This window comes from Nitrosococcus oceani ATCC 19707 (assembly GCF_000012805.1).
GTDB classification, from domain to species: domain Bacteria; phylum Pseudomonadota; class Gammaproteobacteria; order Nitrosococcales; family Nitrosococcaceae; genus Nitrosococcus; species Nitrosococcus oceani.
The window spans coordinates 1822787-1833176 of sequence record NC_007484.1 but is presented as its reverse complement, the minus strand read 5'-3'; the positions used below and the strand labels follow the sequence as shown (position 1 = coordinate 1833176).

General features: G+C 47.8%; 11 protein-coding genes and 1 pseudogene. 4 read left to right on the top strand and 8 right to left on the bottom strand.

Going from position 1 to position 10390, the window contains the following annotated elements; genetic code table 11:
- Positions 1 to 3 precede the first annotated feature (3 nt).
- A complete protein-coding gene (locus NOC_RS08845) occupies positions 4 to 393 on the top strand; it encodes a hypothetical protein (RefSeq protein WP_231561743.1) in 390 nt (129 codons plus the stop codon).
- Between the two features lie 11 nt (positions 394 to 404).
- On the opposite strand, the gene NOC_RS08840 is transcribed toward NOC_RS08845, so the two are convergent.
- The 3 genes from NOC_RS08840 to NOC_RS08830 all read right to left on the bottom strand — a co-directional run bounded on the left by NOC_RS08840 (position 405) and on the right by NOC_RS08830 (position 3157).
- Positions 405 to 1070, bottom strand: a complete 666-nt coding sequence (locus NOC_RS08840) for a potassium channel family protein (RefSeq protein WP_002810755.1) — start codon at positions 1068 to 1070, stop codon at positions 405 to 407.
- 55 nt (positions 1071 to 1125) lie between these two features.
- A complete protein-coding gene (locus NOC_RS08835; protein WP_244859941.1) occupies positions 1126 to 2553 on the bottom strand; it encodes a TrkH family potassium uptake protein in 1428 nt (475 codons plus the stop codon).
- A gap of 169 nt (positions 2554 to 2722) precedes the next feature.
- Positions 2723 to 3157, bottom strand: a complete 435-nt coding sequence (locus NOC_RS08830) for a hypothetical protein (RefSeq protein ID WP_231561741.1) — start codon at positions 3155 to 3157, stop codon at positions 2723 to 2725.
- 515 nt (positions 3158 to 3672) lie between these two features.
- Between NOC_RS08830 and yhbY the strand changes: the two genes are divergently transcribed.
- Positions 3673 to 3963, top strand: coding sequence for a ribosome assembly RNA-binding protein YhbY (gene yhbY / locus NOC_RS08825; protein WP_002810075.1), 291 nt, complete (start codon positions 3673 to 3675; stop codon positions 3961 to 3963).
- Between the two features lie 88 nt (positions 3964 to 4051).
- On the opposite strand, the gene NOC_RS08820 is transcribed toward yhbY, so the two are convergent.
- Genes NOC_RS08820 through NOC_RS18390 form a run of 3 tightly spaced genes read right to left on the bottom strand, consistent with a single transcriptional unit; the run spans position 4052 to position 7556 of the window.
- Positions 4052 to 5395 carry a YhjD/YihY/BrkB family envelope integrity protein gene (locus tag NOC_RS08820; RefSeq protein WP_002808788.1) on the bottom strand — a complete coding sequence of 448 codons (1344 nt, stop codon included), beginning with the start codon at positions 5393 to 5395 and terminating at the stop codon, positions 4052 to 4054.
- An 18-nt stretch (positions 5396 to 5413) separates the two neighbouring features.
- Entirely contained in the window at positions 5414 to 6184 is a 771-nt protein-coding gene (locus NOC_RS08815; protein ID WP_002809736.1) for a slipin family protein, read from the bottom strand.
- Complete coding sequence (locus NOC_RS18390) at positions 6177 to 7556, bottom strand: NfeD family protein (protein WP_002811415.1); 1380 nt, start codon at positions 7554 to 7556, stop codon at positions 6177 to 6179. Before NOC_RS18390 ends, NOC_RS08815 begins: the two co-directional genes overlap by 8 nt.
- Before the next feature lie 87 nt (positions 7557 to 7643).
- Between NOC_RS18390 and thiS the strand changes: the two are divergent.
- Together thiS and NOC_RS08805 are read left to right on the top strand one after the other, a co-directional pair.
- A pseudogene (thiS, locus tag NOC_RS18185) lies at positions 7644 to 7841 on the top strand (sulfur carrier protein ThiS); the annotation flags it as partial.
- A gap of 57 nt (positions 7842 to 7898) precedes the next feature.
- Complete coding sequence (locus NOC_RS08805; RefSeq protein ID WP_231561740.1) at positions 7899 to 8687, top strand: thiazole synthase; 789 nt, start codon at positions 7899 to 7901, stop codon at positions 8685 to 8687.
- A 40-nt stretch (positions 8688 to 8727) separates the two neighbouring features.
- On the opposite strand, the gene NOC_RS08800 is transcribed toward NOC_RS08805, so the two are convergent.
- Both NOC_RS08800 and NOC_RS08795 read right to left on the bottom strand, forming a co-directional pair.
- Positions 8728 to 9366: a response regulator transcription factor gene (locus NOC_RS08800; protein WP_244859940.1), complete on the bottom strand. Its 639-nt coding sequence runs from the start codon at positions 9364 to 9366 to the stop codon at positions 8728 to 8730.
- 196 nt (positions 9367 to 9562) lie between these two features.
- Positions 9563 to 10336, bottom strand: a complete 774-nt coding sequence (locus tag NOC_RS08795; protein ID WP_002808789.1) for a Crp/Fnr family transcriptional regulator — start codon at positions 10334 to 10336, stop codon at positions 9563 to 9565.
- Positions 10337 to 10390 lie beyond the last annotated feature (54 nt).

Here is a 10390-nt window from a genome sequence, read left to right as displayed (position 1 = left end):
TAGTTGAACCATAGAACAATTGCCGCTATTGTGTGCACCAACATTCTAATCATTGCCTGTAGTTACCAAGTATCTCCTAAGCCCACTGAACAGCTCGCTTATGTAGCTGGAAGCCTAGACTTCCGAAATGTGGTATTCAGTAACGTTTTTATCATTGCCGTTGATGGCAAACGCTTAAAATTCTGGCAAAATAAAGTAGCCGTCCCCCCGGGCTCCCATCGTTTTACGGTGGGATACCGCTACCGAGATCCGGGCGATCACCCCACCCAAAAAACCACGATCGCTTTTACTGCCGTAGCCGGTGAAAATTATCGGTTAGAGTACTACTATGGGGAAATTTTGGTTAGAAATATGGACAACTATAAAATCGTTGCTCAACAGCGGCTTCCCTAATTCAAGAAAATCTAAGAAATTGATTGCTGCCGCTGCAGAGTCCAACGCTCCTCCAATTTGGCTAAATTCTGCCGATGGGTGATAATCACTACTTCATCCTTAGCTTTCAATTGGGTCTCAGATTCGGGAATAAGAAATTCATTGTTTCGATACACACAAATTATTCGACTTCTTTCGGGCAAATCAAGTGTTTCAATAGAACCTTCATCCTTCTCCCCAACGGCAAATGAGAATACCCGAGCCACATCCCGGATCATTGTAGAAAGTTCCAAGGGATCTCTGCCGTCAAACATATCTGCCAAATAGCGGCCAATAGTCCGATCCGGAATAATAGTATCATCTAATCCCAGTTCAATGCACAGGTGCTCCAACTCCGGCTCTTCTATCTTGGTGACTACCCGGCGAAAACCCAATGACCGCCCCATCAAACTAGCTAAAATATTGGCCTGATCATTATCCATGAGACAATATAAAATATGGGTACCTGCTGGATCAGCTTGACGTAAAATAGCGGGCTTACTACCATCACCGTGCAAAAAACCACAATCCAGCTCTTCGGCTAACGCATCCACTCGCTCCTTTTCACACTCAATGAAAACCACCTCATGACCTCTCTTCAAGAGCAAGCGGGCGGTCATTACGGCCAAGGAGCCTGCCCCAACAAAAACTGCGCGCATCGTTTTAGTTACTCCTTTTGTCAACAACCATAGCTCAAACGGCTGCTTATTTTATTTAGGATCCAGTGCGCCGCCCTATCCAGGTATGGGGATAGCAAAGCACCAACAGCGCAATAATCTCTAATCGGCCGAATAACATATCCAGGCAAAGCAAGAGCTTCAACAGAGGGTGCAGATCGGGTGCGGTAATACCAGTGGAAAGACCCACGGTTCCCGTCGCCGATACCACCTCGAAAAACGCATCCAGCGGAAGCGCGCCAAATAGCACTAACAGAAACCAGGAACACCAAACCACCATCCCAAACAATAAAATCAGTAACAGCACCTGTCGAATTTCTTCTTCCTGCAAAATTCTTCCTGCTAGCTTGGGCTTATGTACGGCTTGAGGAGGGAGAGCGGTGCCCTGTATAAGGAATTGCACCAAACGCAGAAAAATCAATAGCCGCAATATCTTGATACCTCCAGCGGTAGAACCGACTCCCCCGCCTATACCCATCATGCCTATCAACAGTAATTTTGAACCAGAATCAAGTTCAGCAACTTCCAGCGAACTAAAACCAGCCGTGGTCTGGGCAGAAAATCCCAACAACAAGCCCTGGAAAACACTCTCCATCCACGGTAAACCTAGCGAGGAACAAAGAAGCCATGCAAGAACTCCGCTGCCTGCCAAACCAATCAATACCAAGGCCCGTAATTCCATATCAAAAATACGCAATCCTCGCTTCCCCAAGGCTTGGCGCCAGCCGAAGTGGTAAATAAGATAGTAAAGCGGTAAGGGAATGGCTCCAGCCAAAGCCAATAAGATAATTGCCCAGCGAGCAAAACTGGTATCCAACCCCAGCAAACTTTTATCTGAAGGAGAAAAACCGCCCGTGGAAACGGCAGAGAGCGCATAATTTAGAGCCCATGAAAAATCCCCCTCAACCATCCACAGGACCCATAGCCCCCAGCCGGTTAACACGCCATAAACGACTAACATCCGCCGGGCATGAGCTCTTGCCGTAGTAACCCAGCCATCATCAGCTCCTCCCATAGGTTCAGTGAGCCGCCGGGCTGCTATATGCTGTCCCATTAACAAGGCCACAGACAATACAACGATCCCTAGACCACCGTACCACTGCATCCAAGCCCGGGCAAACAGAAAAGTTTGGGATTTATCCTCAACGCTTGCTAAAGTGGATAACCCTGTGGTCGTAATCGCGGACACAGCTTCAAAAAAAGCATCCAAAAAGGAGAGGCCCTCGCCCATAAGGGCAAAGCTCATCACTAACGGTGCTAGGATAAAAGTAAGGACCACCACTACTAAAGCTTCGTTGACCTGCACTTGGACAGGTACAGATAATCGCGCCAAAGGAATAGCCAAAAAACTTAAAACAAGGACAATGGCAAGGTAACGAATGCTTAACGCATATTCATTAAAAATGATCGATGCTCCCAGAGGAGCTAAGGTCAGAATCGCAAGCATAGCGAGTAACTGACCCAAGTACTTGGCAACTACACGGCCATGGACAGCATAGCTGAGGGCCGAAGTTCCTTCATCCAGAGATATATCTCCTACTCAACAGTCATCCTCTATTTTGCAAGAAACACCGTTGATAGAAGCAGAGTAAAAACCAAAAAGAAGTGGGCTGTCCCACAACGGATACCTAATCTTATCCCATCAAGCTAGAGGCCAACCTCCCCCCCAGAAAACCTACAACCGCTAAATGCCCTACCGCTAAAGCGAAAGCACTCATAAAACCCCAGGATAAAGCATACCTCAGTAAGGTAGTATTCATGAGCAATCTCCACAGCAGAACTGGAAAGGTCAAAAAACTGAGAAGTCCGTCCATACGCTCTTCAGAAACAGGAAGTGGTAAATCGCTTAAAAGAAATAAAAGGAATAAATCGGCGAGACTCACCGCAATACCGACACAGACCAATGCCGTCACGGTTTGCACTATTCGATCACCGCGTTTAAGCAATAGCAGAGGCACGCTTGCCATTAAAACCAGTAAAACGGCGTCGAATACCCCCAAAAATCCCGCAGCCCCTGCCGAGTAGTCAAAGGTTCCTACCCATAGCCGACATAAAACATAAAGGATCAAACTACCACCTAAGAGCGGAAGTGAGGAAGGCAATTTTTGCGGCCCAGCCTCTAGCTGGAATATAGCATATAATGTTTTGCTAAAATTAATGACATTTGAGAACATCTGCGGCCCACCTTCAGAGGCACCCCAAGGTGCAATTTGTTATTTGTTCGAGTCGGCAATAGCGCTTCCTCTGCCCGTTGCTACCATACGCTTTCCGCCGATTATCCCAGTCCCTAGCAGCTATAGAACGATACCTGCCAAGGTTGATTTGTTACCACAAAACTAGTGCAGACTATAACGCAATAACCATCTCCCTTCCACACCATCTCACTAAAAATATCAGCTTCAAATATTAGAAATAATAGCCGGTTAATCACTATTTAATCCACGCCGAGGAGACCCAGGATGAGTACCACTCACCAATGAGGTTATCGAATGTTAAATCCAAGAATCGTGTTGGTGCCATCATCAAATTAACCGTATACTATCTTGACTAAGAACTGCCTAAGAGTATTACTAAAGACAGCTATATGCCTCTTACTAAAAATCAAACGCGCTATTTACGCACACTAGCTCACTCTCTAAAACCCGTGGTCATCGTCGGCCAAAGTGGAATAACAAAAGCCGTGCTAGATGAAATTGCGGGCTCATTAGAACACCATGAACTAATTAAAATAAAAATGCACGATGCAGAGCGAGAAGAGCGATCGGCAATGATTAAACATGTTCTTCAGGTCACGCAAGCAGAGCTAGTGCAGGTTATCGGTAGGATAGGCATATTTTACCGACGCGGAGAAAAAGCCCGAATAACTCTGCCCTGAAGCTATTATGCTTCACTAACTTAACCCGTAACGTCTACAAACATATCCTAAAAGGCGTTACCTAGACAAAACCAGCGCCGCACGCCACCTAGCTAGCTTCTTGTCTATCCCCTATTAAATCTTTTAAAGTAGCTTTTTCCATGGCTTGATCTAAAGCTTGCTCAACTTTTTCCATTATCCCATCCACGGCAGGCGCTTTAAAGAGGAGCGATTCAAGAGGAAATTGTCGTTCTTCGGCTCGCCGAATAATATCTAGCACTTTTCGTATGGTTACGGTAGCCGGATCTTTGCTCAGCAGGTAACCTGGAGGTTCAGCACCAGTTTCAGTTACAAGACGCGCGCTCTTCAAAGATTCTATAATATCTTCGATTAAATAACCGGGAAGACCAAGCTGCTTAACCAAGCTCTCTAATGTAGGCGGAGGGCAACCCTGATGGAACACCTCTCCCACTCGCAGCAGAATAAGCAATACTACCCGCTCTTTAAGGCGATTACTCAAGGGTAAGGGATCTTTCTGCGCCAAGCCTATCATGCGAGGATTTTGGTGATAGTAAGCTACCTGTGCCCCCACCAAAAGAATAAGCCAGCTAATATAGAGCCAAATCATAAAAAGAATCAAGATGGCCAAGCTGGAATAAATAGCATCGTATTTGGTGGAGGTTGCGACAAAAAAGGCAAAAAGAATTCCAATACTCTCCCATAGTATGCCAGCCACTACGCCCCCCACCACAGCACTGCCTAACTTCACCTTAGTATTGGGAAGAAAAAGGTAGACAAAGGTAAAGCCACCAATAACCAATAGGTAGGGCAATAATTTACTCACCACTACCAACGTCTTACCCAAAAGTTCAAACTCCAAGAGAGTCTGAATAAAACTGGTTTGCATTACCGAGGCGGTCGCTCCCACCGCCGAAAATACCAGTACGGGGCCAATCAAGAGTACGCTAAGATAATCGCTAAAGCGGCGCACAAAGGGACGCTCCGCCTTAATCCGCCAGACATGATTAAAAGCGCCTTCAACTTTCTGGATAAGGGAAAGGACCGTATAAAAAAGCAGTCCTACACCCACCGATCCCAACACCCCTACCTTCAAATTTTCCACATACTGGATAATTTTGGTAGTAATTTCCTCACCCCTTGGTCCCAAAGGCAATAGAAAATGATGCAACACCGGCTCTATTTCGTTGTGGATGCCAAAAGCTTTGAGTACAGAGAAACTGACCGCCAACAACGGCGCCAGAGAGAGCAGCGTCGTGTAAACCAGGCTGGTCGCCTGTAAAGTGAGATCGCCCTTAAAAAATTCCCCCGACACCGCATATATAAGCTTCGCCTTGTGCCGTAAAAAAGTACGCCAACGATCTTCCCCTCTCCCTTCGGAAGGCTGCAATACCTGTTTCAGGCGCGCTTTGGCGCCTTGCCACCAAGTTCCCATCAATAATTCCTTTTGCGCTTACTCTCCCCCTTTATGTTGCCGCTTAGAGGTAGCTTCCAGTAACGGCGTAATCAGCTCGAGAGGTAGAGGAAAAACAATGGTGGAACTTTGCTGATTAGAAATATCTTTAAGAGTTTGTAGATAACGCAACTGGATCGCCCTTGGATCCGCCGACAAAATCCGGGCAGCCTCCAGCAGCCTGCCGGCGGCTTGTTGTTCCCCCTCCGCATTGATAACCTTGGCCCGCCGGGAACGCTCAGCTTCAGCCTGCTGAGCGATAGCGCGAATCATGCTTTCATCCAGATCCATGTGCTTGATCTCCACATTGGAAACCTTGACTCCCCAGGCGTCAGTTTGTTCATCCAAAATTTCCTGGATATCGTTATTGAGCTTATCCCGCTCCGTCAGCATTTCATCCAAATCATGCTGACCTAATACCGAACGCAAGGTAGTCTGGGCTAATTGGCTAATGGCTTGATGATAATCTTCTACCTGGATAATAGATTTTTCGGGGTCCACTGCGCGAAAGTAAACGACCGCGTTAACTTTCACAGACACGTTGTCTTTGGATATCACATCCTGGCTGGGAACATCCAACACCACAATTCGTAAAGACACTTTAACCATCTGCTGAATACCGGGAATAAGAATAATGAGGCCGGGCCCCTTAACCTTCCAAAATCGCCCTAGCATAAAAACCACGCCCCGCTCATATTCCCGTAGAATACGGATAGAGAGGATCAGAAAAGCGATGACAATCGCCAGCACATATAAAAACGTCTCAATCATGAAGATTCTCCTCCAGCTCCGGCTTCACTATTAGCACCAATCCCTCCAACTCCATCACCCGTACCCGCTGCCCCAATATGACCGGCTCCCTCACCTGAGCCGACCACAATTCACCATGGACGCGCACAGTTATTTTATCTTCCGACACGGCCGTCACTTTTCCCGTCGCACCCAGCATTTGTTCCCGACCGCTTACCACCGGCCGCCGCTGGGAACGGGCCGTCAAGAACAAGACCATATAGAGAAAACCAGCACTGCTCACTGCAGCGGCTACGATTAAGGGCCAGGAAATATCATAACCCGGCACATTAGTATCCAATAAAATGACCGAACCTATTACAAAAGCAATAACCCCCCCTATTCCCAAGGCGCCAAAACTAGGCACAAATATTTCAGCAGCCATAAACGCAATCCCCAATAACATCAGCGCCAGACCCGCTGAGCTGATGGGCAAAACCTGAAAGGCATAAAGCGCCAGCAACAAAGAAATCGTTCCTACCACCCCCGGCAAAACAAAACCTGGATTAGCCATCTCGAAAATTAGCCCATAGATACCCACTAACATCAAAATATACGCCACATTGGGGTTAGCGATAATCGCCAATAAGCGATCCCGCCAGTTGGGTTCAACCGGGATAACCGTCATACCGGTAGTCTGCAAGGTCATTTCGCCGCCCACCACATCGACGGTACGTCCATCGAGGCGTTTGAGTAAAGCAGAAACGTCTCTAGCAATTAGATCAATAACTTCCATCTCTAGCGCTTCTTGAGCCGATAAACTAGCAGCCTCCCGCACCGCCTTCTCCGCCCATCTCTCATTACGGCCCCGCTGAGCGGCCAGCCCCTTGATATAAGCTACCGCATCGTTAATCGCCTTACGGGTCAAGGTGTCTTCAGAGGAAGTACCGGCTTCTTCTCCCTCCCCTGGCGGCGGTGTTTTTTCCGGCAGCCGACCACCCATAGGGAGATGTACGGGAGTTGCAGCCCCTAGATTGGTAGCAGGCGCCATGGCAGCAATATGACTAGCATACATAATATAAGTACCAGCACTAGCTGCCCGGGCCCCGCTGGGGGCTATATAACCTACCACGGGTACTGGTGAGGCCAAGATATCCTGGATAATCTCCCGCATGGCTGTATCTAGTCCGCCCGGGGTATCCATTCGCAAAATAATCAGCGCCGCTCCCTCGGCGCTACCTCTTGCCATGGCTCGCTGGACATAATCGCTGGTTGCTGGCCCGATAACACCTCGGACATCCAACAGGAAGGCAGCTCCCGTCAGGTTCTGATTTTGCTGTGCTGGAACTGCTCCCCCTAAAAAGAGGCAAACGAGAGGCCCTAATATCCAAAAATACCGTTTGCTAGTAAACACAAAAAAGAGGGGATCCCATTAAGAATAAGAAATAGATGAATGACTATGTTTTAATAATAGACAACATTAGCCCTTAGTTATGTCACAATGGAAATTTTATTAAACGGTAAAATTCACCAGGTACCAGAAAACTGCCTGATTTCAGAGCTCATCGCCCTACTGAAACTCCAGGGAAAACGGCTTGCCGTGGAAGTCAATCAGGAAATCGTATCCCGTAGCGAATATACGCAGCGGCCACTTCAATCTGGCGATAAAGTGGAGATCGTCTACGCTATCGGTGGTGGTTCAGACTCTGGCGCTACCGCTAGTCCCTTAACACAAAACGCCAAAACGGAAGAGATAATGAGCACATTGGATACTCCCTTAGTGGTTGCGGGCAAAACCTACCATTCTCGACTCATGGTAGGCACCGGTAAATACCAGGATCTGGAAGAAACTCAGAACGCTATCCAGGCCAGCGGCGCGGAGATCGTCACTATTGCTATTCGTCGGAGTAATATTGGGCAAAATCCGGGGGAGCCAAATCTACTCGATGTCATATCGCCGCATTGCTATACACTCTTGCCCAATACCGCCGGTTGCTATAATGCCAAGGAGGCAGTACGTACCTGCCGCTTGGCTCGAGAGCTGCTAGATGGCCATAGCTTGGTAAAGCTGGAAGTTCTAGGAGATGAAAAAACTCTATTCCCAGATCTAGTAGAAACCTACCAGGCCGCTGAAGTGCTTATCAAGGAAGACTTTCAAGTGATGGTCTATACTAATGACGATCCCATTGCCGCCAAACGCTTGGAAGAGATGGGATGCGTCGCGGTCATGCCCCTGGCGGCACCCATTGGCTCTGGGCTAGGCATTCGAAATCCCTACAATATCCTTGAAATTGTCCAGAATGCCACCGTGCCTATCCTGGTAGATGCGGGCGTTGGCACCGCTTCCGATGCGGCGGTAGCCATGGAACTAGGCTGCGATGGAGTACTCATGAATACCGCCATTGCCGGGGCTCAAAACCCTATTTTGATGGCTTCGGCAATGAAAAAGGCGGTGGAAGCAGGTCGTGACGCCTACCTGGCCGGGCGTATCCCCCGGAGACGCTATGCCAGCGCCTCCTCCCCCCTCGAGGGCACCTTCTTTTAAAGATAGTCAATCCTCTTCCCCGCTGCAGTCCATGTTATTGTTAACAAGAAGTAGCGGGGGTAAGTATGCTGAGGGGGATCGGGCTGCCTAGAGTAGCCGCTCCGCGCGGCTGGAGGCAGTAAATTTCTCTCCCACCAGCCGTCGCTACTAAATTTATTAATTCAACCAAATTTTTTGCACTGAGCTTTTCCATCATATTATGACGGTGGACTTCCACCGTCTTCATGCTAATTTCAAGCTCATAGGCAATCACTTTATTAAGCGTCCCCCTAAGCACTAAATCGAGAATCTGCTTCTCCCGAAGGGTTAAGCTTGATAAGCGCCTACGAGCAGATTCAATTTGTTTTTCCTTCTCCCAGAAGAAAACCGCTTGGCTAACCGCTCTAAAAACGGAATTCAATACTGCTTGTTCTCCGACAGTTTTTTCTAACACATCCACGGCCCCCTGTTTAAGGGCTTGCACTGCGTTAACAATGTCATCCGGATCTACCAGCATGATTACCGGTACCCTGGAATTCGCAGCGTGTAGCTGCCGCTGCAGAGCCAGTCCATCTGCCTCTGGAAGAGAAAGTTCCAATAGCACGCACCCTGGCTTCTTCCAGCAATCACTATCCAAAAAGGCTTCAGCCGTCTCGAAATCCTCTACAATCAACTCCGCGCAATGGAATAAATTAAGCAATCTATAATGCGATTTCTCGCCTACTCCTACTATAAATACTGCCGGTTTATCTAATTGCATGACCTAATATTATTTTAAGAAAATAACGGCATGCTAGCAGGCTGCTGGCACCTTAACATTGATCGTTATCAATTTATAAACAAGGTGTTTTGCCATAATGATAGAGATATAATATATATAAAAATTATCTTTTACACTACGAAGAGGCTGAAGAATCTTCGGCTGCTTGCTTCAACTGAGTTCTATCAAACCGATAGGTTTCCGCGCCCATTTCTGGAAGCCGCTGAAGAAATTTCTGCCGCTTCCACCTAGCAATTACCCGGCTGATGCTTTCTGGGGTAGCGCCTAGAATAGCCGCCAATTCTCGCCCAGGAAGTAGCCGCACCGTGTTGATCTTTTCTCCAGAATTCCACAGCGAGAGATAAATAATCAGCCGTGCTAGCCGGCTACGAACGGTGCCCGTTGAAAATTGCACGATCCACGTCTCCGCCTGACGAAGCTGGTCATGCCATTCTTCCATCAGGGGTGTACAGAGATCAGGCACCTTCTCCTCTACTGTTCTAATCACAGATAATGGAATCTGGCATGCCTCAGCGGACTCTATGGCAACCACCGAATGATCGAAATGCGGGTTGGTCAGCAGCTCAAGACCAAAACTCTCTCCATTCCTAAAAAGATGCACGATTCGATACTCTCCCCCTTGGCCGTAGCGCACCGCTTTAAATATTCCCGCGCGGACCGAAAAAAGATACCGCCCTTTCTCGCCTACCCTGCAAACCATCTCTCCAGGCTCAAAACGGTGAATTTCAATAGGGTCTAATACCTGTGCTAGCCAAGCAAGCATCTTCGGGTCAGTTTGAGAGGTAACAAGCTTATAAATAGGGCAAGCTACGCAGCGTTCCCGTCCCGGCCAATTTTCTTCGGTACACCTGGCCTGTTCCCTTTTTGATATTTTAGACATTTCGATCATAAAATATAAAAATCCTTATTCTCTTTATAAAGTTAACGCCTGCTCCGTCAGTGA

Excerpts from the sequence above, each read along its gene's own strand:
- NOC_RS08840 (WP_002810755.1), bottom strand. The coding sequence starts at position 1,070 with ATGCGCGCAGTTTTTGTTGGGGCAGGCTCCTTGGCCGTAATGACCGCC.
- yhbY (WP_002810075.1), top strand. The coding sequence starts at position 3,673 with ATGCCTCTTACTAAAAATCAAACGCGCTATTTACGCACACTAGCTCAC.
- NOC_RS08820 (WP_002808788.1), bottom strand. The coding sequence starts at position 5,395 with ATGGGAACTTGGTGGCAAGGCGCCAAAGCGCGCCTGAAACAGGTATTG.
- NOC_RS08815 (WP_002809736.1), bottom strand. The coding sequence starts at position 6,184 with ATGATTGAGACGTTTTTATATGTGCTGGCGATTGTCATCGCTTTTCTG.
- NOC_RS08805 (WP_231561740.1), top strand. The coding sequence starts at position 7,899 with ATGAGCACATTGGATACTCCCTTAGTGGTTGCGGGCAAAACCTACCAT.
- NOC_RS08795 (WP_002808789.1), bottom strand. The coding sequence starts at position 10,336 with ATGATCGAAATGTCTAAAATATCAAAAAGGGAACAGGCCAGGTGTACC.